Source organism: Ekhidna sp. (assembly GCF_965227465.1).
Lineage (GTDB): Bacteria > Bacteroidota > Bacteroidia > Cytophagales > Cyclobacteriaceae > Ekhidna.
In genome coordinates this window covers 2,136,120-2,157,520 of the sequence record NZ_OZ245746.1, presented here as the reverse complement: position 1 = coordinate 2,157,520, position 21,401 = coordinate 2,136,120, and the positions used below count along the sequence as shown (strand labels likewise).

The 21,401-nt window shown below is 39.4% G+C and carries 26 protein-coding genes; 8 read left to right on the top strand and 18 right to left on the bottom strand.

Annotated features, from left to right (window positions below; translation table 11 throughout):
- The first annotated feature begins 4 nt into the window (after positions 1-4).
- Genes ACO05G_RS09515 through ACO05G_RS09500 form a run of 4 tightly spaced genes read left to right on the top strand, consistent with a single transcriptional unit; the run spans position 5 to position 5,300 of the window.
- Positions 5-1,588, top strand: a complete 1,584-nt coding sequence (locus tag ACO05G_RS09515) for a complex I subunit 4 family protein (RefSeq protein ID WP_421762579.1) — start codon at positions 5-7, stop codon at positions 1,586-1,588.
- A gap of 50 nt (positions 1,589-1,638) precedes the next feature.
- On the top strand, positions 1,639-3,018 hold the full coding sequence (locus tag ACO05G_RS09510; protein WP_421762578.1) for an NADH-quinone oxidoreductase subunit N: 1,380 nt from the start codon (positions 1,639-1,641) through the stop codon (positions 3,016-3,018).
- On the top strand, positions 3,011-4,897 hold the full coding sequence (locus tag ACO05G_RS09505; RefSeq protein ID WP_421762577.1) for an amidophosphoribosyltransferase: 1,887 nt from the start codon (positions 3,011-3,013) through the stop codon (positions 4,895-4,897). The genes ACO05G_RS09510 and ACO05G_RS09505 overlap by 8 nt, the downstream gene beginning before the upstream one ends.
- A 31-nt stretch (positions 4,898-4,928) precedes the next feature.
- Positions 4,929-5,300 (top strand): hypothetical protein, encoded by a 372-nt coding sequence (locus ACO05G_RS09500; RefSeq protein ID WP_421762576.1) that lies wholly within the window; start codon positions 4,929-4,931, stop codon positions 5,298-5,300.
- 45 nt (positions 5,301-5,345) lie between these two features.
- On the opposite strand, the gene ACO05G_RS09495 is transcribed toward ACO05G_RS09500, so the two are convergent.
- A complete protein-coding gene (locus tag ACO05G_RS09495; protein ID WP_421762575.1) occupies positions 5,346-5,879 on the bottom strand; it encodes a hypothetical protein in 534 nt (177 codons plus the stop codon).
- Between the two features lie 116 nt (positions 5,880-5,995).
- On the opposite strand from ACO05G_RS09495, the gene ACO05G_RS09490 reads away from it, so the two are divergent.
- Positions 5,996-7,384: a sodium-dependent transporter gene (locus ACO05G_RS09490; RefSeq protein WP_421762574.1), complete on the top strand. Its 1,389-nt coding sequence runs from the start codon at positions 5,996-5,998 to the stop codon at positions 7,382-7,384.
- Here the strand turns inward: ACO05G_RS09490 and ACO05G_RS09485 are convergent.
- The 4 genes from ACO05G_RS09485 to ACO05G_RS09470 all read right to left on the bottom strand — a co-directional run bounded on the left by ACO05G_RS09485 (position 7,381) and on the right by ACO05G_RS09470 (position 9,314).
- Positions 7,381-8,091 (bottom strand): hypothetical protein, encoded by a 711-nt coding sequence (locus tag ACO05G_RS09485; RefSeq protein WP_421762573.1) that lies wholly within the window; start codon positions 8,089-8,091, stop codon positions 7,381-7,383. The two genes, ACO05G_RS09490 and ACO05G_RS09485, sit on opposite strands and share 4 nt — an antisense overlap.
- Entirely contained in the window at positions 8,088-8,513 is a 426-nt protein-coding gene (locus tag ACO05G_RS09480) for a MarR family winged helix-turn-helix transcriptional regulator (protein ID WP_421762572.1), read from the bottom strand. The genes ACO05G_RS09485 and ACO05G_RS09480 overlap by 4 nt, the downstream gene beginning before the upstream one ends.
- Positions 8,514-8,580: 67 nt before the next feature.
- Positions 8,581-8,907, bottom strand: a complete 327-nt coding sequence (locus ACO05G_RS09475; RefSeq protein ID WP_421762571.1) for a HesB/IscA family protein — start codon at positions 8,905-8,907, stop codon at positions 8,581-8,583.
- Positions 8,907-9,314 carry a hypothetical protein gene (locus ACO05G_RS09470; RefSeq protein WP_421762570.1) on the bottom strand — a complete coding sequence of 136 codons (408 nt, stop codon included), beginning with the start codon at positions 9,312-9,314 and terminating at the stop codon, positions 8,907-8,909. Before ACO05G_RS09470 ends, ACO05G_RS09475 begins: the two co-directional genes overlap by 1 nt.
- 80 nt (positions 9,315-9,394) lie before the next feature.
- On the opposite strand from ACO05G_RS09470, the gene mce reads away from it, so the two are divergent.
- Together mce and thiL are read left to right on the top strand one after the other, a co-directional pair.
- The gene (gene mce / locus ACO05G_RS09465) at positions 9,395-9,805 is read left to right on the top strand and encodes a methylmalonyl-CoA epimerase (protein ID WP_348284536.1); all 411 of its coding nucleotides are present in this window, start codon (positions 9,395-9,397) and stop codon (positions 9,803-9,805) included.
- Positions 9,806-9,886: 81 nt separating this feature from the next.
- Positions 9,887-10,918: a thiamine-phosphate kinase gene (thiL, locus tag ACO05G_RS09460; RefSeq protein WP_421762569.1), complete on the top strand. Its 1,032-nt coding sequence runs from the start codon at positions 9,887-9,889 to the stop codon at positions 10,916-10,918.
- Between the two features lie 303 nt (positions 10,919-11,221).
- Here thiL and ACO05G_RS09455 read toward each other — a convergent pair whose 3' ends face one another.
- On the bottom strand, positions 11,222-11,791 hold the full coding sequence (locus ACO05G_RS09455; RefSeq protein ID WP_348284534.1) for a YceI family protein: 570 nt from the start codon (positions 11,789-11,791) through the stop codon (positions 11,222-11,224).
- Positions 11,792-12,078: 287 nt separating this feature from the next.
- Between ACO05G_RS09455 and ACO05G_RS09450 the strand changes: the two genes are divergently transcribed.
- Positions 12,079-12,642 (top strand): DUF3109 family protein, encoded by a 564-nt coding sequence (locus ACO05G_RS09450; protein ID WP_421762568.1) that lies wholly within the window; start codon positions 12,079-12,081, stop codon positions 12,640-12,642.
- A 43-nt stretch (positions 12,643-12,685) separates the two neighbouring features.
- Here the strand turns inward: ACO05G_RS09450 and ACO05G_RS09445 are convergent, their stop codons facing one another.
- The 12 genes from ACO05G_RS09445 to ACO05G_RS09390 form a co-directional block, all read right to left on the bottom strand.
- Positions 12,686-13,246 carry a VanZ family protein gene (locus ACO05G_RS09445; RefSeq protein ID WP_421762567.1) on the bottom strand — a complete coding sequence of 187 codons (561 nt, stop codon included), beginning with the start codon at positions 13,244-13,246 and terminating at the stop codon, positions 12,686-12,688.
- Positions 13,247-13,393: 147 nt separating this feature from the next.
- Positions 13,394-13,792 (bottom strand): hypothetical protein, encoded by a 399-nt coding sequence (locus ACO05G_RS09440; protein ID WP_421762566.1) that lies wholly within the window; start codon positions 13,790-13,792, stop codon positions 13,394-13,396.
- A 106-nt stretch (positions 13,793-13,898) separates the two neighbouring features.
- Entirely contained in the window at positions 13,899-14,228 is a 330-nt protein-coding gene (locus tag ACO05G_RS09435; RefSeq protein WP_421762565.1) for a hypothetical protein, read from the bottom strand.
- Between the two features lie 415 nt (positions 14,229-14,643).
- Positions 14,644-14,988: a hypothetical protein gene (locus ACO05G_RS09430; protein ID WP_421762564.1), complete on the bottom strand. Its 345-nt coding sequence runs from the start codon at positions 14,986-14,988 to the stop codon at positions 14,644-14,646.
- Between the two features lie 36 nt (positions 14,989-15,024).
- A complete protein-coding gene (locus ACO05G_RS09425) occupies positions 15,025-15,453 on the bottom strand; it encodes a hypothetical protein (protein ID WP_421762563.1) in 429 nt (142 codons plus the stop codon).
- Positions 15,454-15,463: 10 nt separating this feature from the next.
- Entirely contained in the window at positions 15,464-16,933 is a 1,470-nt protein-coding gene (locus tag ACO05G_RS09420) for a glycoside hydrolase family 19 protein (RefSeq protein WP_421762562.1), read from the bottom strand.
- A 181-nt stretch (positions 16,934-17,114) separates the two neighbouring features.
- Positions 17,115-18,461, bottom strand: a complete 1,347-nt coding sequence (gene accC / locus ACO05G_RS09415; protein ID WP_421762561.1) for an acetyl-CoA carboxylase biotin carboxylase subunit — start codon at positions 18,459-18,461, stop codon at positions 17,115-17,117.
- 12 nt (positions 18,462-18,473) lie between these two features.
- A complete protein-coding gene (gene accB, locus ACO05G_RS09410) occupies positions 18,474-18,947 on the bottom strand; it encodes an acetyl-CoA carboxylase biotin carboxyl carrier protein (protein WP_421762560.1) in 474 nt (157 codons plus the stop codon).
- A gap of 96 nt (positions 18,948-19,043) precedes the next feature.
- Positions 19,044-19,607, bottom strand: coding sequence for an elongation factor P (gene efp / locus ACO05G_RS09405; RefSeq protein ID WP_348284525.1), 564 nt, complete (start codon positions 19,605-19,607; stop codon positions 19,044-19,046).
- Between the two features lie 22 nt (positions 19,608-19,629).
- On the bottom strand, positions 19,630-20,628 hold the full coding sequence (locus ACO05G_RS09400; RefSeq protein ID WP_348284524.1) for a beta-ketoacyl-ACP synthase III: 999 nt from the start codon (positions 20,626-20,628) through the stop codon (positions 19,630-19,632).
- A 10-nt stretch (positions 20,629-20,638) separates the two neighbouring features.
- Positions 20,639-20,830: a 50S ribosomal protein L32 gene (rpmF, locus tag ACO05G_RS09395; protein ID WP_348284523.1), complete on the bottom strand. Its 192-nt coding sequence runs from the start codon at positions 20,828-20,830 to the stop codon at positions 20,639-20,641.
- A 24-nt stretch (positions 20,831-20,854) separates the two neighbouring features.
- Positions 20,855-21,397 (bottom strand): YceD family protein, encoded by a 543-nt coding sequence (locus ACO05G_RS09390; RefSeq protein WP_421762559.1) that lies wholly within the window; start codon positions 21,395-21,397, stop codon positions 20,855-20,857.
- Between the last annotated feature and the right edge of the window lie 4 nt (positions 21,398-21,401).

Sequence of the window (21,401 nt, the reverse complement as noted above, 5' to 3'; positions counted from 1 at the left end):
TCGAATGGAAAATACCCTTAGCTACATTTTTCTTTTTCCACTATTGGTTGCCTTTGGGATGCTTTTTATTCCAGTGGACAGGTGGCGATTATTTAGGCAACTATCATTCGCTGCTGTCGCTATTCAGCTCGTACTTTCCATGGTGTTGATGGTCAACTTTGATCAGTCACTTACCTCAACGAATTGGAATGGACTATTCCAGTTTACCGAGCAAATGGATTGGATATCCATGTCGCTGGGATCGATTGGAAATATTAAGATTCAATACTTTATTGGTGTTGATGGCATTAGTATGCCATTGGTATGTCTTTCCACTTTCGTCTTGTTGATCGGCGTAATTTCCTCATGGAACATCCGGGAAAAAGCAAAGGGATACTTTATACTTTACCTTGTTTTGAGCTCAAGCATCATTGGATGTTTTATCGCCTTGGACTTTTTTCTTTTTTACCTCTGCTTTGAGTTTATGCTCTTGCCGATGTTTTTCCTGATCGGTATATGGGGAGGGAAAAATCGGTCGTATGCTTCTATTAAATTTTTCCTATACACGTTACTAGGGTCTTTATTCATTTTAGTAGTAATGATAGGACTTTATTTGAGTGTGATAGATGGAGATAGCAATACCTTTAGTTTAGTCCAAATGCTTGATGGAAACTACCGGTCAGGAAGTGTATTAGATCCCGGATCATCTGAACTGATTTTTGGTTATTCAGCCAGAGTATTAGCATTTATCTTCCTCATTATTGGATTCGGAATAAAATTACCAGCTGTGCCTGTGCATACGTGGTTACCAGATGCTCACGTAGAGGCACCAACACCGATATCGGTTGTTTTAGCGGGCCTATTATTAAAGGTAGGGGCCTTCGGCTTACTTCGAATAGCATACGGGATTTTCCCCGATATCGCTGTTGAGTATGCAGGATTTGTGGCAATAATTGGTGTGCTCTCGATCATTTACGGAGGATTAAATGCCCTAGCACAAAGAGACCTTAAGCGGATGGTCGCTTACTCTTCAGTCTCGCATATGGGCTTTGTGTTAGTTGGGCTAGCATCAATCACTGCAATAGGATTTTCAGGCTCATTTTTTCACATGGTATCTCACGGGCTTATTTCTCCAGCTTTATTTCTTATTGCTGGTGTGATTTATGACCGTACAGGAAATCGTCAAATGGAAAACTTTAGTGGTCTTGCTGGCAAGATGCCAGTCTATACTTTTTTCATGGCCATCTTCTTTTTTGCCGGGCTTGGACTTCCCGGCCTTTCGGGATTTGTGGGGGAGCTAATGGTGCTAATGGGCGCCTTTGGGAGTAGTCAGTTATCGCTTTGGATAGGCATCATAGCATCAACTGGAATAGCTATTTCAGCAGCGTACTTTCTGTGGACCATTCAGCGCATGTTTTATGGAAAGTATTTCGTTCGTGAGTCCGGTTGGGAGCAGAACATGATTGACCTTACTATTCGTGAAAAGTTGATGCTTATTCCTTTGACAATACTGGTAATTCTACTTGGTGTATTTCCACGACTTCTCTTGGATTATAGCAACGAGACCATCACTTTTTTCATCGATCAGTTTAGTCGATACCAACCATGAGTTTGAGTGATCAATTAACCAGCATCCTCAATGATCTCCAATCGATTTGGATGGAAAGCTCACTTATGCTTGGGGCTATTCTTGTGCTAATAATTGGACTTTTTCGCCCTAATCAGTACCTGATTAAAGCCATTTTTTTAATTGTTTTGATAGTTGCCTTTGCTTTTAACCAAGCGAACAGCATCACTGGAATTCTGATGATGGAAAGTATACTGCTGAGTCCAATCTCAAAGGTTTTTGGGGCACTATTTTTAATAGCTTCTTCGCTTATCGTTTTGTACAGGCGAAGCAAAGAACACGCCCCTGAATTTTACTTTTTTATCATAGCTATGATTGTGGGTAGTCTATTTATGATCAAGGCCAATAACCTGTTGGTTATCTATTTAGCAATTGAGTTGGTTTCATTTGGATCCTACATTCTCACGAACTTTTCTTTTCAGAAAAAAAGCTTTGAGGCCAGTTTAAAGTATCTCTTATTCGGAGCAATCAGTTCCGCCATTATGCTCTTTGGTATTGGACTAATTTATGGCTCTACAGGTACCTTGTATCTAAGCGAATGGGCCACTCTTTCGTTTGAAGGATTAGTGCCTCAGGTCGGATTTTTAATGTTGCTATTCGGAATCTTCTTTAAAATTTCCATTTTCCCATCGCATGTTTGGGTTCCTGCTACCTATGAATCAGCGCCTGTAGATGCGACTGCATTTATGTCTGTTGTACCAAAGCTTGCCGGATTGGTCTTATTAAAGCACCTGATGGAGATAGGGTTTTTCCCAAAGGATCACATCGTTTACGAATTGATTTTAGTACTTGGTATTGTGACTATAATAATCGGCACGCTGGGAGCATTCATGCAATCAAACGTCCGTAGAATGATCAGTTTTGGAGCAATTGCTCATTCCGGGTTTTTGTTGCCATTTGCCATTATGTCTTCGGAGACTTCCTATGAAGCTTTCTGGTTTTACAGTGTGATTTATATGATAATGAATTTTGGAGTTTTCTATTTGTTGGATGAATGTGAACGAAAAGACTTAACCTTATTAAAGGATTATTCGAATAGCAGTATCTCCGTGTGGATTGGAGGTGCTTTTACATTGATTTTGATCTCACTGGTCGGGTTGCCTCCACTCTCCGGTTTCTCTGCTAAATTTTTCCTTTTCAGCACATTATGGGAATATTATCAATCCAGCAATAGTGGATATTTTCTTTCCTACCTGATAGTCACGCTATTAGCTACTGTTGGATCACTATTTTTCTACCTTAAAATACCAAAACACATTTTCTTGAGTAGTCAGGCTGACAGCCAGTCTATCAATTTCAGTTTCTCAACGAAAATTATAGCAACTCTTTTCTGTATTGTGTTGTTATTGTTGTTCTTTGTACCTCAATTGGTAATGGAAGCGCAACACTTGCTTAATAACGTCCATGAGTGACCCGATAAAACACGAATGTGGCATAGCCCACCTCCGCCTCAGAAAACCCCTCCAATATTATATTGACAAATACGGCACGCCTGCCTATGCAGCCAAAAAGATGTACTTGCTGATGAAGAAGCAAAGTAATCGTGGACAGGATGGTGTAGGTGTTGCAAGTATTAAAATAGACCTGCCGCCAGGACTTAGGTATATTTCCCGATATCGTACTATCAACTCAAATCCTATTGAGGAGATATTCGGTAAAATCAGCAAGAAGTATGCAAAAGCCAAAAAAGATCCAACTGGTGATGAAACCAACGCGGAATGGCTAAAAGAAAATTATGCTTTTACCGGTGAGTCATGGCTGGGACACCTTCGATATGGTACCCATGGAAAGAACAGCATCGAGAATTGCCATCCTTTCTTGAGACAAAATAACTGGAGGAGCAGAAACCTGGTCATGGCCGGGAACTTCAACATGACAAACGTGGAGGAGCTCTTCAATATACTTGTAGGACTTGGTCAGTTCCCGAAAGATAAGGTGGATACTGTGACGGTGATGGAAAAAATTGGTCATTTCCTGGATGAAGAAAACCAAATGATCTTTGACAAATACAAAGATGAACTATCCAATGAGGAGATCACCTACAAAATAGAAGAGGAGATAGATCTACAGCGAGTATTACACCGATCGTGTCGTGATTTTGATGGTGGCTATGCAATGGCAGGGATCATAGGGTACGGGGCTTCATTCGTTGCAAGGGATCCAGCTGGTATTCGACCGGCCTATTATTATGCAGACGATGAGGTTGTGGTTGTGACGTCAGAAAAGCAAGCCATCAAAACGGCTTTCGGTTGTGAATACTCCGATATCGAAGAAATTAAGCCTGGCCATGCTTTGATAATCTCAAAAGATGGGAGCTATGAGCAAAAGCAATTTATTGAGCCTATTGAAAGAAAATCATGCTCTTTTGAACGAATCTATTTTTCACGAGGGACGGATCCGGATGTTTACAATGAGCGACGAAAACTAGGTGAGCTATTGGTCCCTCAGGTTTTAAAAGCAATTAATTTCGATCTTCGAAATACAGTTTTCTCTTACATTCCAAATACAGCAGAAACTTCCTTTTTAGGTCTGATGCGTGGCGTTGAAAAATACCTCATCGCAAAACGTAAAGAAGTTATTTTAGAAGGTAAACCTTCTGCCGATTCAATCGAAGAAATGCTCAACTTCCAACCGCGAGTTGAGAAGTTAGTCTTGAAAGATGCAAAGCTGAGAACATTCATTACCGATGACAGTAGTAGAGATGAATTGGTGTCTCATGTGTATGATACAACCTATGAGGTGATCAATAAGCACATGGATACTTTGGTTATTATCGATGACAGTATTGTCAGGGGGACAACTCTTGAAAAAAGCATTCTTACCCTATTGGACCGGTTAGAACCTAAAAAGATTGTTATCGTCTCTTCAGCCCCTCAGATTCGTTTTCCGGATTGCTATGGGATTGATATGAGTAAAATGAAAGATTTCCTCGCTTTTAGAGCTGTTTTAGCATTACTCAAGGACCACAATAAGGAAGAATTATTAGATATCGTTTTTGATAAATGTCTGGTAAGTCAATCTGATCCCAACCCTGCAAATCATGTAAATGAATTGTACAATCAATTCACCTATGATGAAGTTTCAGAAAAAATTACTGAGATCGTAAAACCTAAAGGAATGAAAGCTGAGGTTGAGGTTGTTTATCAAACTGTGGAGAATCTGCACAAAGCGTGTCCTAATCATTTAGGAGATTGGTATTTCACAGGGGATTACCCGACTTCTGGAGGCAATAAGGTTGTTAATAAAGCCTTCGTCAACTTCATGAAGGGAATAGAGGTACGAGCATATTAAAACATTTTCCTTCTAAATCGCTTAATGTGTTATGAAGGTTAGTGAAAAGGAAATTCTGTTCATCTATAATTCTGCAGATTTACAACAAAGAGAAGCTTTGGCATACGCCAAGTCGTTAAAGCATTATGTAATTAAAGAGCTTGAAATCCAGAAAGACCAATTAACTCAATTGCATCTTGCTACGCTTGCAAAAAGGCTGAGTGTTCCAGAAAAAGATCTCATTAAACCAGATTTTGAAATGCCGGTAAGCGGGGTGCTGGATTTAGATACCCATGATTTTTTGGACTATCTGTCCTCTAATTTGAGAATGCTTCGAACACCAATAGCCGTTTTTCATGATCATGCAATCTTTATTGAATCTCCTTATGCTTTCATAAAAGAAGATAACATCAATAGCACCTGAAATACTCAAACTTCCAAAACGATTAGACAAAGAGACAAAGATTAGTCATTCTAATTTTTTAGGAATATCAGTACCGTATTTTTGCACCATCCACTTTTCTCCGTATACAGAACCATACACAAATTCTATTTCCGGGATTTCTTTTCGGTTTGGATCACCTCCTGAAAACCATGACCACATCTTGCTTGCGTTGATGCTATCCTTTGTCACCTGTATTAATTCAATCTGAGTTCCGGCAGGTACGAGCCTACCTTTACTAATATTAGAATATCCCCATCTGGTTATTGAATCAATGGGCATAATTACTTCCTGTGCAAATTCTGCAGGATCAAGTGCATAGATGCTATCCTGATAAATAACCTTCACTTCCTCTATGAATGCCGGACCTATACCATTATTAATTAGGATAAGTCGATAAGAATCGTCATTTCTAGAGTTCCAGACTTCCAAATAGGGAAGCACAGAAGCGTATTGTTGCTTCCGATATAGATTCGTTTGATAAACGATGACAAAGAGGGTGCCCAAAGACGCTAAGATTGCAAGCACGCCTACCCATCGATCAGATGACCATTCTTTCATACCCTAAAAGTATAATAACTAGTGATAATGTACGGGGATCAGAATTCTATGTCCTGATGATTATTTTGATCCAATTCTAGCTTGCTTGCTATATTGCTTTTCAAATAAACTGTATCATGGCATCTAGAGGAGGTTTTTCAAGTAAAGCAGGATTCATTGCAGCTGCTGCGGGCTCAGCTGTTGGATTAGGAAATATCTGGGGATTTCCATACGAGGTAGGGGCCGGTGGCGGGGCTATCTTCGTATTGGTTTACCTGTTCTTTTGCTTTGTACTTTGCTTTCCTGTGATGATCACAGAGATAGCAATCGGCAGAAAATCAGGCAGAAATGCAGTCGGGGCATTCAATGCGCTCGGACATAAGAAGTGGAATTTTGTCGGAAAAATCGGAGTTCTCAGCGGTATACTTATTCTATCCTTTTATAATGTGATTGCCGGCTGGGCTTTTGGGTATACGTTCCAGCTTGGATCTGGAAATTTTGCTGTTGCTGATAATTTCACTGCATTTACCTCAAACGTTTTTGAAGTAGGTACTTATGGAATGCTATTCATGATTGCGACAGCTTTCATTGTTTCTAAGGGCATTTCCGGCGGTATAGAAAAAGCAGCTAAAATTCTTCTTCCAACGCTGATTTTTATGATTTTAGGTTTGGTCATTTACTCGTTATTCTTACCAAATGCAATGTCAGGATTAAAGTTTTACCTGTTACCTGACTTTTCAAAATTTTCATTTAATGTGGTGTTTAATGCTATGGGACAAGCCTTCTTTTCGCTTTCTCTAGGTATGGGAGCGCTCATCACTTACGGTAGCTATGTAGGAAAGAATGACAACATTGTCTCTTCAGCAGCATTGATTACGTTAGCAGATGTAGGTATTGCTTTTATAGCTGGCATGATGATTTTTCCTTTTATCGGCTACATCAGCAATGGAGAATTGACCGGAGTTGGTGGTGGCCCTGAGCTTATATTTGTGACACTTCCTCAAATATTTGGAAGTATAGGAGGGGTAACCGGGTCAATACTAGGAGCTTCATTTTTCGCATTACTATGCTTTGCTGCACTAACCTCTACCGTATCTCTATTAGAGGTACCGGTATCCTACCTAGTGGATGAGTACAAACTAACACGGACAAAGGCTGCCTGGCTGATGGCAGGGATTGTATATGTCATTGGGATTCCATCCTTGGTTGGAAATGGTTACTCTGAATACTTTACGGAATTCATTCAATATTTCAATGCAGAGACGAAAACTAATTTTCTCAGTTTTGTAGTAAACCTGGCTAATGATTCTTTCTTACCCCTTGGCGGATGCCTTATTGTGTTCTTTGCAGCTCATATCTGGAAAAAAGAGAACATTGATGCTGAGATTTCTATCGGTGCGCCAAATTATGAGAAATCTTTTGTGAAAAAATACTTAAGTATCGCACTTCCCTACCTGGTTCCAATTCTCTTGGCTACCATCTTTATTATGACCGTTCTGGTAACTTTCTTCGGAGTTGATTTCTAATTCCTTAGTATTCTGTTGAGCTGAGCAATCGAAAGTACATGCATAAAAACAGCAACAGGCATTAGGCAGCCTGCAACAAGACCATAGGGATAAGTGATAGCCTCTAGTGGTAATAGTGGTTTATCAGCTCCATATAACTCCGGTGCATAGATGGAGGTCATGAAAACAAATATGACAGAAGCTAAGACCACCAGTCCTAAATAATTCCAGAACCTAATTAGCTTAAGATTGGAAGACTGCCTGCTAAATGCAATAAGTCCAACAAAAGGAACGGTAAGGGCATAGACCATATCAAAGTTGTAACCTTCAATGCTAGCTTCCTTGTGTAAAATGCCCGCCCCAACTGAGGCCACAAACAAACTCTCAACCAAAATCCTAAATGATTGAAAGAAGAAAACCTGCTTGGTAGGGAGGTTAAGTAACCACGCTTTATTCCTGTTTCTATAGACGAATACACCTGTAAAGATGAAAGCCGGAATGATCATAGTTATGGCAAATCGAGGCGGGAAAGAATAGGAGAGTATGAATTCTGTTGAGCCGACTATTCCAAGGTATACTTGCCATAGAATAATACTCAAGACCAATATGGTTTTCTTTCGTTTTCTTGTTGGTTCATCGTAAGACTTATTTATAGTGGTGAACCCAAAATAGATGAGCAGTATGCATACTGCCAATGTCAAGGTCAGGTATCCGAGTTGTAGCGTCATGATGTAGTTTGTTTAAGCTTATATAAAATGGAATCAACAGCCGCTTCGCCATTCTCGTTAAGTAGAGAGCGTATTTCATTCATTGCCTCGTTCCAGGATGGGATAGCCTTTTCCAATAAAAGTTTTCCATTCACGGTAATGTTGATTTCAGGGAAATCCTTTTTTGATGCATAATCTCTCTCGAATAGTCGCTTGAGATTTCGATTCAAAGTAGATTTTTCCATATACAGTATGTCACAAATTTCTTTCTGTGTGAGTCCTTGCCTTTTTGATAGGAGGAAGAGTAGACTCATTTGGCTATTAGATAATCCAAATGGCTTTATATGTTTTCTGAAAATCGAAGAGGTGATTCTGCTGATTCGACTCATCTTACCTGATATACAGGTAGTTGGATCAGTCGCATGTAGAAGAGGGAATTCCATAGGTTGTATATACAACTTCTTATACGTAAAAAAATAAAAATTGTTTTTACATCATCAAATTGTTTATTTATACAGAGAAGCTCTCACCACATCCGCAGGTACGGGATGCATTTGGATTCACAAACTGAAATCCTTTACCATTAAGTCCGTCAGAGAAATCCAGCGTGGTGCCTAGCAAATAGAGGAGACTTTTTTTGTCTACTAAGATTTTCACTCCCTTGTCCTCAAAAACCTCATCGGCATCATGAACCTCTGGATCGAAGGATAAGTCATACATTAAACCTGAACATCCACCTCCTTTTACAGAAACACGAATGTTGTGTTCCAATGATTTCCCTTCATTACTCAACAGGGTTACTATCTCTTCTCTAGCTTTGTCCGTTACATTTATCATCAGGCCACAGGGTTTAATACAATACTAAATACAGTCAAATTATTCATGTCACGTCCATAGTACAGCTTGTCCATGGCATCATACATGTTCTTTGCTCGGAAATAGGAGGTTTGCAGCTCATTCATTCCTTTCATCATCCATTGAATGGTAAAAGAGCTTTCCTTGTCTTTATGTGTGCGCACGTACTCCAACATTTTGTGAAGCACATCTGTCTTGTCAAAACCGGTGATGGTCTTGAATAGAAAAGATTGGTTGTGCCTGGGATTGATGGTAATTAAGTCCAACTTGAGTTTACCATCGGTATTGGTAAACTCAAAGATGACCTCATCACTTCTCAGTCCTAGAAAGTTCTTTATTTCGTTTTGAATCTTTGCCGATTCAACATGAATGTCTGATCGTAACTCCATTTCGTTCAATATATCGGTAAACTTTTCAGATCGACTGAAAGTTCCTGCATTTTTGCAAAGTTATATAGACTATAAGCAAAATGTGGAAAAACGTAGAGCATATCGGCATTGCGGTCAAGGATTTGACTCATGTAAATGAAGTATATACCAAACTATTCGGCCAAGCTCCTTATAAAATGGAGTCGGTTGAATCTGAGCAGGTGGATACTTCTTTTTTTAAAATAGGAAATACAAAAATTGAGTTTCTGTCCGCTAATGGAGATGAAAGTGCAATTGCAAAGTTCATTGAGAAGCGAGGTGAAGGTATCCATCATATTGCTTTTGAGGTAGAGGATATTCATCATGAATTGAAAAGATTGCAAGAAGACGGTTTTCAGTTTACAAGACCGGAAGTATTCAAAGGCGCAGACAATAAACTTGTGTGCTTTGTCCATCCCAAGTCAGCGAATGGCGTGTTAGTAGAGTTGTGTCAGGAAATAAAAAGTCATTAATATAAATAGATGCTTCGTTCCTCAGCATGACATTTCCCGAAGAGTGTCATCCTGAACGAAGTGAAGGATTTCATCAAAATTATGTCAGAAGAAAAAAGAACTGAAATTGGGGAAATAGGCGAGTTTGGTCTAATCGATCGAATTGCCGAAAAATTTGAGCCAAAAAATGAGAAAACGGTAAAAGGCATAGGCGATGATACCGCCGTTTTTGATCTTGGAGATCGATACTTACTTACAACAACGGATATGTTGTTGGAAGGTGTGCATTTCGATCTGTCTTATATGCCACTTCCTCATCTAGGATATAAAGCAGTGGCAGTCAATATCTCCGATATCGCAGCAATGAACGGCACTCCAAAGCAAATCACAGTAAACCTGGGTTTAAGTAATCGCTTTTCTGTGGAAGCCGTTGAGGCCATATACGATGGGATTAAAGCAGCTTGTGATGAATATAACGTAGATCTGGTTGGTGGCGATACGACCTCATCATCGACAGGGCTGGTGATTTCGGTGACCGCACTAGGAGAAGTAGATAGAGATAAAGTAGTGTACCGAAATGGTGCAATGGAAAATGATATCCTCTGTGTCACGGGAGATCTTGGTGGAGCATTTGTCGGACTGCAGGTGCTGGAGCGGGAAAAGGCCGAATTTATGGCCAATCCGGATATGCAGCCAAAGCTGGATAAATATGATTATGTGGTGGGTAGGCAACTACGACCGAAGGCCCGCATGGATATCATCCATGAATTCAAAGATTTGGGTATTCGACCTACATCCATGATTGATGTATCTGATGGACTGGCATCTGAAGCGTTTCATTTATGTAAGCAATCCGGTTTGGGTGTTGCTATCTATGAGGATAAGCTACCGATAGAAAAACAAGCTTATGAGACTGCTGCTGAGTTTAGCATAGATCCTAATTCATGTGCCATGAATGGGGGAGAGGATTATGAACTCCTCTTCACTATCGGTCAGGAAGATTTTGAGAAAATAAAGAATCATGCGGACATTCATACCATCGGCTACATGCAGAAAAAGGAGAAAGGAAAAACGTTTGTGACCAGAAGCCAGAATATAGTGGAACTTCAGGCTCAGGGGTGGAAACATTTTTAAGCACTCTTTGGTGACCGCTGTTCCATTATAAATTGTTGGCATTTGGCTTTGCTACCTAGAAATAGCAAGGTATTTTCATGATAAACCCTCCATTCATCATTGAGATCATTATAGATCAATGTAAGTGTAGGCTTTAAGCGTTCATTGAAATTCATTTTACAGTTAGTTGATGACTACCGCAAAAATTGACCAAACAAACTTTAATATTCTGCCTGATGAGTTAGAAATCCTGCATAAAAAAGGCCGCCCGGAAAAATCCGTAGCGGCCCAAATCACCTAATCACTACTACTAGTATTTTAACCCTATTTACCTACAATAAGTTTGATCGATAGGTCAATATTATTTTCAATTACATTGTCACCCAGGTTATCGAAGAATGAATCCGATCCGTATCTCACATCAAATTTTGATCTGTCAAATGACAAATCGGCTGTTGCTTCATATGTACCATCCACTTCTTTGATGGTTGCTGGAAAAGAAATCGTTTCAGTTTTTCCTTTAATCGTAACATCTCCTGTTACGTTGTAAGAACCTTTTCCAGTGCTTTTAGCTTCTGTTATTACAAACGCTGCAGTCGGATATGTCTCTACTCCAAAGAAATCATCAGACTTAAGGTGTCCTTCCAGCTTTGCTTTCCACTCGCCGGATAAATCTGTATCTTCCAAAGTAGACATGTCGATCACAAAAGATCCCCCGGTCAACTTATTGCCATCCATCTGCAAAGTGCCTTCCTGCAATTTCAAAGTCCCAGTGTGACTTTTTCCTACTACTTTCTTTCCTGTCCAGGTAATTACACTCTCAGTGGTGTTTACCTTCATTTCTTTAGCCTCGCCATTCAGTAGCGCTGCGAAAATGATAAATGCTTTAATCATGGTTTTGTGTGTTTAATTTTTCTTCAAAATAAATGTATGTACATATAATGTACAAGCAAGTAACGCATAAAGTCCAAAATTGTTCCATAGTTTTGTAGAAAATTTTGGGTATTTGAGCAAATTGATATGCTATTGATTGGAGTTTTATAAAAGTTAAAGATGTTTCGACAGGCTCAACATGACATTGTTAGAAAAAAGGTCGATCATATTGAGTTTATCGAAATATCTATCAATAGAATATCAAGGATTACTGTTTAAGGACGATATTGGATGACAATTTGAAATATATGATTGAGGTCGGAAAGACGTTGGTATCAGATGATGTAATAGAGGAAGCATTTGTTTGTGACCTAACCAAATGTAAGGGTGCCTGCTGTGTGGAGGGGGATCTGGGTGCACCATTATTGGAAGAGGAGCTGGAGGAAATAGATAAAGCTATAGCGCTGGTAAAACCTTACCTCACTCAGGAGGCCATTGATGTACTGGAAAAGGAGGGAGGCTACCTGTTGGATGAAGATGGTGATCTATCTACCACCACAATCAACGGTAAAGAATGTGCTTTCGCCTTTTATGATGAAAACAAAATCTTGAAGTGCAGCATAGAGCAGGCTCACAAAGAGGGAAAGACCGACTTTAAGAAACCGATCTCCTGTCACCTCTATCCCATACGCATTGCAAAGCTTCCAGATTTTGAAGCGCTAAATTATGATCGATGGCAGATCTGTTCACCAGCATGTGATTTGGGTAAAGAGTTAAAAGTACCGGTCTATAAGTTTCTCAAAGATGCCTTGATCCGTAAGTATGGAGCAGACTGGTATAAAGAGCTGGTGGAAAAAGTAGAGAACCGCTAAGTAGAGAGATATTGATTAAATGTCTTTTTCATATGAATTATCATCAATTTGCCTTCGATTTAACCCGTTCGCGTATCCAATTTAAGAGTAGACTGGTCCCAATAGCAAAAGAGGTAACGATACCATTGAAAAGAATGTCCTGCGGGTCAAACACCCGGTTTGGTAAAAACAGTTGAATGCTCTCATCAATTACTCCAATCGAGAATGTAATCAAAAACGCACCAAGTGCTTGCTTCAATTTTTGAACTCCTTGAACTTTGGTTCGCTCCTGCAATGCACTGTGTATGAAAATCGCTAAAACACTATATTCAATCAAGTGGCTCCTTTCGGGAGCTCCTAGCCGTAGAAAAAACATCACATAAACAGCCATTACGCCAATCAAAATCGTAAATTGAAATCTTCCGGGTTTTGACCTCAACCCATGGATCAAAATGGTTACCCCTACGAACAACATGCCAAGTACAAAAATTATTGCTTGTACGTTCTGATCTCTCAATTGGTGCTGTAGAGGCTTTCCAAGAAAAAGGCTTAAGAATATGGTTATACTGATAAGCAATGACCATATCCAAAGTCGTTTTTCCCGAGGTGTGGAGAATTGGATCATTCTTTACTATTTAACAATGCTAAAAGTACAGGAAATCTTAGGACCATTTTAGAGGTGAATGCTTTGCTTGCTAATGCAGTACAAGATCAAATAGAGAACTCCAGGGGCTAGGAACGACTTGTTTAGCGTACGCTTATTACTGGTTATTTACTTACGTTTCAACTGGTACAAATCCGTAATATCTCCATTTTTTCGCTGCAGCGTCAGCGTATTAGCTTCAAACTCAATGTAGAATTCGCCTGAGAGTATCAAGGACCAGTCAAATTCAGCGGTCCAGATACAGGCGTTTATAAACTCCACTTTGTCTCCTTCTACTTCATATGTTCCATTGCATATTGCCGGATATTTGGTTTTCTCGTTGGCTCCCTGAAACTGACCGTTTGCAAAAGTGAGCGTAACCTGAGCGGGGGCATATTTTGCATAAGGAGAAGATCTGATGAAGTTTCCTTCATACGTGCCATCCAGATCAGCAAGAGTTAGGCGTTCATCATCACATGAGTTGATAAAAACAATGGTTATATGTAATAATAGGAGTTTTACTCGCATGCTAATTTCTTAATAGATCCAAGAATAAGATTCATGATTTGAATCTTAGGTTGGAATGCACTGAGCATGATTTGTTGAAGACAAATAAATAAAAAGATTATAAAAATCACCGCTGATACTTCGGAGCATCTACGATAAGTTCTTTTCTTAGCTCCGGAAATTTCTTGAAAAAGTCTTTGGCTTGTTGGTCTGTTTTGAATGTTGCCTCGTATTCTCCCTGGCCGTGTTTGACATAAAATCGCATCACCACATATTTCAGTGTTCGGATCTGTACTTTGAGAAGTACTTCCTCATAGGTGAAGTTCGCATTGTACATTTCATGCATTTGGGCGCGTTCAGGTAGTGATAATTCATGTTCATCTAAAAGTTCTTTGACCCTTTCAGCCCATGGTCGATAAGAAACGCCTCCTTGCCTGTTCGAATTGATGTACTTCACATAGCGAAGATAGAAAGCAAATTATCAATTGCTAATATTTTTAGCAAAATAAAATTTAGACTGATGAAATTGATGCTTTAAAATTTATAAAATTGTTAATCACCCAGAAACAATGAGAAAGAGGGAGATTCTTCATCTCATATTAAAACTTTTGAGGGCATTAAACTCTTCTTATTCTTGTAACAAGACTTGATTCATCCATGTGAGTACATAGTAACTTATTTCGGTAATAACGCCCGTAATTTGATCGAAACCAATTGATAAGTAAATTGTTTCATCATTGTTAGGAGTAAAAAGAATCCCCTTTGTACCATCTTTATTCGTATTGAGTTTTACAATCCCAAGTTTCGAATATTTATCTCCGATTCTGATAGTTACTCCTTTGATAGATATTGTGGGAGTAGAATTGGTCAATTCAAAACCACCCAAATTCCCATTTGCTGTTGTTATAGAATCCCAATTCAAGACCGTTATAGTAAAAGTCTCTACTTATAATTCCATCCGTAAATTCTCCTTCTTTATTGATAGATAAAGGAATACCAAGGAGGTTTTTTACTTGAGCCTCATTCCCATTTGTCTCCCAAATAGATTTAAGAGTTACCCCATTTAGCTTAATGTTTGCAAACTGTTCAGGGGATAGATCATTAGTTTTAGGTTGGCATTTCGTGCAAAGAGGCGCAAAACCAAACGGACCTAGCCCTCCAATAGTAATAATAAAAACGAGAATTCTTTTTCTTAGATAAAGATTCTTTTTTATCATTTTTAAATAAAAAGACAGCTTATCAAATCGACAGGTTTAAAGCTTCAATCGTTTAAATGTGGTTGGACTATAAGATGCACCACCAACATAAATAAGACTTAAACGGTCTTCAGTTACTCCATCAAGTTCGTAGCAGAAAATCCATTTACCACCATCAGTTCTTTCAAGTGGAAAATCTATTGGTTCTATGACTATATAGTATAAACCACTTTCTTCTGTAACAGGTTTTTCACAAATTGGATTCTCAGTAACAAAGAATTTGGATTTTTGATCCAAATTCCCGTCACTATATTGTTCCAAAACTCCATCACTTTTAAATACCCATCTATAATCATAACCATCCTCATCTGGTATCCAAGTACCCACTATTTTGTCTTTTGGATTTTGGAAAATATTGCTTTTAATAGTGAATGCGGCTGTTAAAAATAAAATACCAATTAATGATATAAATCCTAATTTTTTCATTTTTTCAATTTTAGATACAATTAATGTGTTCTTTTGCTTTTTTCAAATTGTCTCTTCGTTCCTCTAAACCATTATCACCCCCGTTAATAATTTTACTAAGAATATCAACTGAGGTGTTTGATTTGATGGTCGTTTTATTCAAAATGTTCTCTTTGAAAAACCAAAGCGCAGAAATTACTCCAATTTCTTTATTACTTGTTAGTAAATCAGGATTGGCTAAGCAATCCACTGAACTATCATAATTTTCTTTGTAGAAACTAGCAAATGCGGTGTAGTTATCCTTTCCTGTTAACTGCATAAGACCTCTTCCTCTATACTTATAACCATCACCAGTTTTATTGTTTCCCATTCTTCCACCATAGACGAAGTTGGCAAACTTATCTTTAATTACATATATAGGCTTGTCAGTTCTTTTATAATCATTCGGATTTTGTTTATTCGCATCAGCTGTAGGATTAGATGCAGGATTAAACCTTCTTATCCAATAATCCACGCCTAGCTTTGCAATCCGATAATTTAAATTTTCCTCAAATGCTCCGAATGGTTTACCGTCATATCGCTTACTCTCATGAGCTGTTTGAGCTAGAAAGTGTTGTAACTCATACTTATTATCAATCCCAAAGTCTGCAGCATGTTTATTTACATAGTCAGCAACTTCCTTAGCATCAGTATCTTTTGCATTTGGAAATGCGTCAAGGATATCGGTTTTTGAAGTATTACAATCTTCTTCATCGACCACTGGTAGTTTAAGCTCATCAGATTCATCATCCTCTTCTCCAGGGGAACCGCCACCTCCTTCATCAAGTATTCCATCTACCCACTCTTCATTTGGACCATCGCCATAGCCTGAACATTCTCCACACAATGTAATTCTAATATAGGTAGGTGGTCTTACAATGATATCAAGACTTCCGTCGGCTAGTTGACGAATCTCATTATTATTCTTTTTCACAAGTACAGTATTGCAGCATTCGCTAGTAGTTCTTCCTGTACTACTTGTTCTAGATTTATTTGAATGATATGTTTTACCAGTAAATAAAGATATCAGTTTAGTTTCCCCGTCTAGTGGATTTTCTGACTGAAAGACCAAATCGTTTTTCCACTTTTCTGATGGGTTAAAAGTAAATAAATAAGGATAGAGCTTATTATTTTGGCTAAAAATCACAAGATTGTTTAGATAATCATCCGTTTCAATATCTAAAACCATACCAAATGCATCATACTCATTTCGCTGGTCGTAAAGTTTACGAACCTTATTCCAGTTAGCAGCTTCAATCAGATCTGAGGTGTTCATTGGAGTTCTACCATTCTGAAAAACTAAATCATCATTTTGTAAACTTGATTTTATTTGCTGCAATTCAGGATTATCTAAAATGGAGATAAATTCAGATTGTTCGGGTTTTATAAATTCATGATTGTCTGATTGACAAGAGATAAAAAATGCTAATAAAATAATTAGGCATAAAAATTTTTGTTTCATTTCTAATAATTTGATGGTGGGTAGTTATTTCAGTCATTGTACGGCTAGTTAATATAACATACAGTTATTTAAAAATAAATATAATTTCTTATAACTCCATGGGGTACATGATTTTCAATAAAATAAAGAAACCCTCACCGAATCCGGCGAGGGTTTTTGTTTTATTCTTATTGACTTTCTATCACTTCAGCACGCTGAAATCCCACGTATCCAAATACTTCGTAGTGAAGTTTCCGGACCTGAACGCTTTATCGTCCATCATCTTAAGGTGAAACGGAATCGTGGTTTTGATGCCTTCAATCACCGTCTCTTCAAGTGCACGTTTCATTTTAATGATCGCTTCCTCACGTGTCTGTGCACTCACGATCAACTTACCGATCATGGAGTCGTAGAAAGGGGGTATGGTATAGCCCGCATATACGTGACTATCGATACGTACCCCGTGTCCTCCTGGGAAGTGAAGGTTAGTGATCTTACCAGGACTAGGTCGGAAACCGTTTGCCGGATCTTCAGCGTTGATTCGTACCTCAATCGAGTGAAGCTGCGGATAATAATTTCGTCCTGAAATTGGTTCTCCGGCGGCCACTTTGATCTGTTCTTTGATCAGATCATAATCCGTTACTTCTTCTGTGATCGGGTGTTCCACCTGGATACGCGTGTTCATCTCCATGAAGAAGAAGTCACCATGTTTGTCTACCAGGAACTCTACCGTACCTGCACCTTCGTATTTGATGGCTTCAGCTCCTTTGATCGCTGCTGCTCCCATTTTCTCTCGTAGCTCTTGCGTAATGATAGGCGAGGGGGTTTCTTCGATCAACTTCTGGTGTCTTCGTTGGATCGAGCAATCTCTTTCTGAAAGGTGACAGGCTTTTCCATTGCTATCGCCCACGATCTGAATTTCTATGTGACGGGGCTCTTCTACGAATTTCTCCATGTACATGCCGTCGTTACCAAATGAAGCCGCTGCTTCCTGACGAGCACTATCCCATGCCTTTTTGAATTCACCTTCTTCTTTGATGAGCCTCATACCTTTGCCACCACCTCCGGCAGTCGCTTTAATCATGACAGGGTAGCCAATATCCTTGGCTAGTTTCATGCCATGTTCAGCTGACTCTAGGAGTCCATCAGACCCTGGGACAACAGGAACACCAGCAGCAATCATTGTCGCTTTTGCTGTGGCCTTATCACCCATTTTAGAGATCATTTCCTCACTTGCACCGATAAACTTAATGTTGTTTTCTGCACATACACGAGAGAACTCCGCATTCTCAGATAAGAACCCGTATCCCGGATGTATAGCGTCTGCATTGGTTACCTCTGCTGCCGCGATGATGTTAGGGATTTTCAGGTAGGAGTCTTTTCCTGGTGGAGGACCAATACACACGGCTTCATCTGCAAATCGCACATGAAGACTATCTGCATCTGCTTTGGAATAGACGGCCACCGTTTTGATACCCATTTCCTTACAGGTACGGATGATACGTAAAGCAATCTCGCCTCTGTTGGCAATTAATATCTTGTTAAACATGCCTTAAACGGTTTAAGATGGATCAACAAGGAAAAGTGGCTGATCGTACTCAACAGGCTGAGCATTCTCAACAAGCACTTTCACAATTTTTCCGGAAACTTCAGATTCGATTTCGTTGAATAGCTTCATCGCCTCAATGATACATACGGTATCTCCTTGCTTCACGCTGCTTCCTATTTCTACAAAAGCAGGGGATTCAGGGTTAGCAGATCGGTAGAAAGTACCAATCATGGGTGATTTTATTTCAACAAGGTTGCTATCAGAAGCAGGAGCATTTCCACCATCTGCAGGTGCTGCCTGAGGAGCAGGTGCTGGAGCAGGTGCGGCTTGTGGCGCAGGAGCTGCTGCCATAGGAGCAGATGCAATCACATGTTGCTCAGCACTTCTCTTGATGCTTACCTTAAAGTCATCTGTCTCAATATTCACTTCTTCCAAACCTGACTCGGAAAGGAAGTTTATTAATTCTTGAATTTCTTTGGCCTTCATAGGTTAATTGTTGATTAATAAATCTTAAGAACTAAGGTATAAAATTTTCTTTTGCCCGAACATAAATTTCTTCATCAGATAAATCCGAATCTGCATTTACTTTACTCGTTCTACATAGCTGCCGTCCACCGTATTGATTTTGATCACTTCATCTTGCTCAATAAACATAGGGACCTGGATGGTAGCTCCTGTTTCTACAACTGCATTTTTGGTTGCATTGGTGGCCGTGTTTCCTTTTACGCCGGGATCCGCCTGTGTTACAGTCATAATCACATGTTGAGGAAGTTCGCATCCGAGAATTTTTTCTTCTTCTGCGTGGTATAGGATGTCGACTTCTTGCCCGTCTTTCAAAAACTTGGGTGCGTTGATAAGTTCTTCCTGAACGGCCACCTGCTCATAGGTATTGGTGTCCATGCAGTGATAGCCCATATCATCCTTGTAAAGAAATTGATAAGGTCTTCGCTCTACACGTGCAGTCGTGATTTTGTGCCCTGCGGAGAACGTATTATCAATCACCTTTCCGGTGGTTATACTTTTCAACTTGGTTCTAACGAACGCAGGACCCTTGCCAGGCTTTACGTGTTGAAACTCTACTACACTAAACAAATCGTGATTGAATTCAATCACAAGTCCGTTTTTGATGTCTGAGGTAGTTGCCATGAATTTTTTGGATGTTAATTAATTATTTAGGATCGTACGCCCATTTTACCCAGATAGATCCCCAGGTAAATCCACCGCCAAATGCGGCAAGGATCAGGTTGTCACCCTTTTTTAGCTTGCTTTCATAATCGAATAAGCAAAGTGGAATTGTGCCACTTGTTGTATTGCCATATTCTGCAATATTAAGCATCACCTTTTCGTCGCTTACGCCCATTCTGTTGGCTGTGGCGTCAATGATTCGTTTGTTTGCCTGATGAGGGACCAGGTAGGCCACATCGTCTGAAGTAAGGTTGTTTCGCTCCATAACCTGAGCAGCAACGTCAGCCATGTTTTTTACTGCAAACTTAAATACGGTAGAACCTTCCTGATAGGCAAAGTGCTCACGGTTCTTTACGGTTTCCTCTGTTGCAGGTCTTCGGCTACCGCCGGCCTTCATATGAAGGAAAGGCTCACCTGAACCATCGGATTTCAAGATCGAGTCTTTAATTCCAAAGTCTTCTTCAGTAGGCTCCAACATAACCGCACCAGCCCCATCTCCAAAAATGATGCAGGTAGCCCTGTCAGTGTAATCAACAATGGATGACATTTTATCTGCTCCAATGACGACCACCTTCTTGTATTTGCCCGTTTCTATGAACTGAGATCCGGTAGCGAGCGCATACAAAAAGCCAGAACATGCGGCCTGGATATCATATCCAAACGAATTAACTGCGCCGATTTGATTGGCTATAATGTTGGCTGTGGCAGGAAAAACAAGATCTGGTGTTGTAGTAGCACAAATCACCAGATCAATATCTTCTGCTTTGGTATTGGTTTTTTTCAGAAGTCCTTCGACGGCTTTTACAGCCATTACGGAAGTACCCTGGTCTTTACCTTTTAGTATGTGACGTTTTTTGATGCCTGTTCTACTGGTGATCCACTCATCGTTGGTGTCCACTATCTTCTCAAGGTCTTTATTGGTTAGCACGTCCTCCGGAACGTAACCATGAACGCCAGTTATGGCTGCTTGAATTTTAGGCATCTTGCTTAGCTTAAGCTAAAACTTCTTTTTCCATCACTACTTTACCTTTATAGTAAAGTTTACCTTCATGCCAGAAGGCTCTGTGTGGAAGGTGAGCTTCACCTGTAGTAGGACAGATCACAAAGTTTTTTGGAGTCGCTTTGTAATGCGTTCTTCTTTTGTCTCTTCTGGTTTTCGAAATCTTTCGTTTTGGATGCGCCATCTTCTTTCTCTATCTAAATTTTTCTTATTTCAACTTTTTTAAAGCTTCCCATCTGGGATCGACACTTTCTTCTTGTGATTCTTCCTCGGCTTCAGAAATGTAAATCATTCCATCACTTTCGGACTCATCCTGAAATTTTGGATGAAGCTTTTTCATCGGTATTTCCAGGCTGATTGATTCGTACAAAAATGAAGCGATATTAAGTTCTTGTTCTCCTTTTAAAATCACAAATACGTCCTCACTTAACTCTTTCTCCTCGTCTCCGTATTTATAAATGATTTCCTTTTCAACTGCTATTGGGAAATCGAAAAGTTCCAAACTTCTATCACATTCCAGCTCAATAGATCCGCTAATCTTTAAGTTTAGCGTAATCATTGCATCTGTTTTTGTCAAAATCACATCACAAGTGCCTTTGCCCTTGTTTACCAGACTATTTTCAAAATGATTGAAAAAATCGTCATTAAACGTGAAATTGAAGTCGTGAGTGCTATTACTCAATCCAAAAATTTCAATCTTATACGCTTTCAATTCCTTCATTTCCGTCCACTTCCCGGTAAAGACCCGCAAATTT

What these genes read in the sequence shown, in the direction of transcription:
- ACO05G_RS09440 (WP_421762566.1), bottom strand. Translation starts at nt 13,792, where the DNA reads ATGCGAGTAAAACTCCTATTATTACATATAACCATTGTTTTTATCAAC.
- ACO05G_RS09455 (WP_348284534.1), bottom strand. Translation starts at nt 11,791, where the DNA reads ATGATTAAAGCATTTATCATTTTCGCAGCGCTACTGAATGGCGAGGCT.
- accB (WP_421762560.1), bottom strand. Translation starts at nt 18,947, where the DNA reads ATGAAGGCCAAAGAAATTCAAGAATTAATAAACTTCCTTTCCGAGTCA.
- thiL (WP_421762569.1), top strand. Translation starts at nt 9,887, where the DNA reads ATGTCAGAAGAAAAAAGAACTGAAATTGGGGAAATAGGCGAGTTTGGT.
- ACO05G_RS09515 (WP_421762579.1), top strand. Translation starts at nt 5, where the DNA reads ATGGAAAATACCCTTAGCTACATTTTTCTTTTTCCACTATTGGTTGCC.
- ACO05G_RS09445 (WP_421762567.1), bottom strand. Translation starts at nt 13,246, where the DNA reads ATGATCCAATTCTCCACACCTCGGGAAAAACGACTTTGGATATGGTCA.
- rpmF (WP_348284523.1), bottom strand. Translation starts at nt 20,830, where the DNA reads ATGGCGCATCCAAAACGAAAGATTTCGAAAACCAGAAGAGACAAAAGA.
- ACO05G_RS09485 (WP_421762573.1), bottom strand. Translation starts at nt 8,091, where the DNA reads ATGACGCTACAACTCGGATACCTGACCTTGACATTGGCAGTATGCATA.
- mce (WP_348284536.1), top strand. Translation starts at nt 9,395, where the DNA reads ATGTGGAAAAACGTAGAGCATATCGGCATTGCGGTCAAGGATTTGACT.
- ACO05G_RS09470 (WP_421762570.1), bottom strand. Translation starts at nt 9,314, where the DNA reads ATGGAGTTACGATCAGACATTCATGTTGAATCGGCAAAGATTCAAAAC.
- ACO05G_RS09495 (WP_421762575.1), bottom strand. Translation starts at nt 5,879, where the DNA reads ATGAAAGAATGGTCATCTGATCGATGGGTAGGCGTGCTTGCAATCTTA.
- ACO05G_RS09450 (WP_421762568.1), top strand. Translation starts at nt 12,079, where the DNA reads ATGATTGAGGTCGGAAAGACGTTGGTATCAGATGATGTAATAGAGGAA.
- ACO05G_RS09505 (WP_421762577.1), top strand. Translation starts at nt 3,011, where the DNA reads ATGAGTGACCCGATAAAACACGAATGTGGCATAGCCCACCTCCGCCTC.
- ACO05G_RS09400 (WP_348284524.1), bottom strand. Translation starts at nt 20,628, where the DNA reads ATGCCTAAAATTCAAGCAGCCATAACTGGCGTTCATGGTTACGTTCCG.
- ACO05G_RS09490 (WP_421762574.1), top strand. Translation starts at nt 5,996, where the DNA reads ATGGCATCTAGAGGAGGTTTTTCAAGTAAAGCAGGATTCATTGCAGCT.
- accC (WP_421762561.1), bottom strand. Translation starts at nt 18,461, where the DNA reads ATGTTTAACAAGATATTAATTGCCAACAGAGGCGAGATTGCTTTACGT.
- ACO05G_RS09475 (WP_421762571.1), bottom strand. Translation starts at nt 8,907, where the DNA reads ATGATAAATGTAACGGACAAAGCTAGAGAAGAGATAGTAACCCTGTTG.
- ACO05G_RS09480 (WP_421762572.1), bottom strand. Translation starts at nt 8,513, where the DNA reads ATGGAATTCCCTCTTCTACATGCGACTGATCCAACTACCTGTATATCA.
- ACO05G_RS09430 (WP_421762564.1), bottom strand. Translation starts at nt 14,988, where the DNA reads ATGATAAAAAAGAATCTTTATCTAAGAAAAAGAATTCTCGTTTTTATT.
- ACO05G_RS09420 (WP_421762562.1), bottom strand. Translation starts at nt 16,933, where the DNA reads ATGAAACAAAAATTTTTATGCCTAATTATTTTATTAGCATTTTTTATC.
- ACO05G_RS09425 (WP_421762563.1), bottom strand. Translation starts at nt 15,453, where the DNA reads ATGAAAAAATTAGGATTTATATCATTAATTGGTATTTTATTTTTAACA.
- ACO05G_RS09510 (WP_421762578.1), top strand. Translation starts at nt 1,639, where the DNA reads ATGGAAAGCTCACTTATGCTTGGGGCTATTCTTGTGCTAATAATTGGA.
- efp (WP_348284525.1), bottom strand. Translation starts at nt 19,607, where the DNA reads ATGGCAACTACCTCAGACATCAAAAACGGACTTGTGATTGAATTCAAT.
- ACO05G_RS09500 (WP_421762576.1), top strand. Translation starts at nt 4,929, where the DNA reads ATGAAGGTTAGTGAAAAGGAAATTCTGTTCATCTATAATTCTGCAGAT.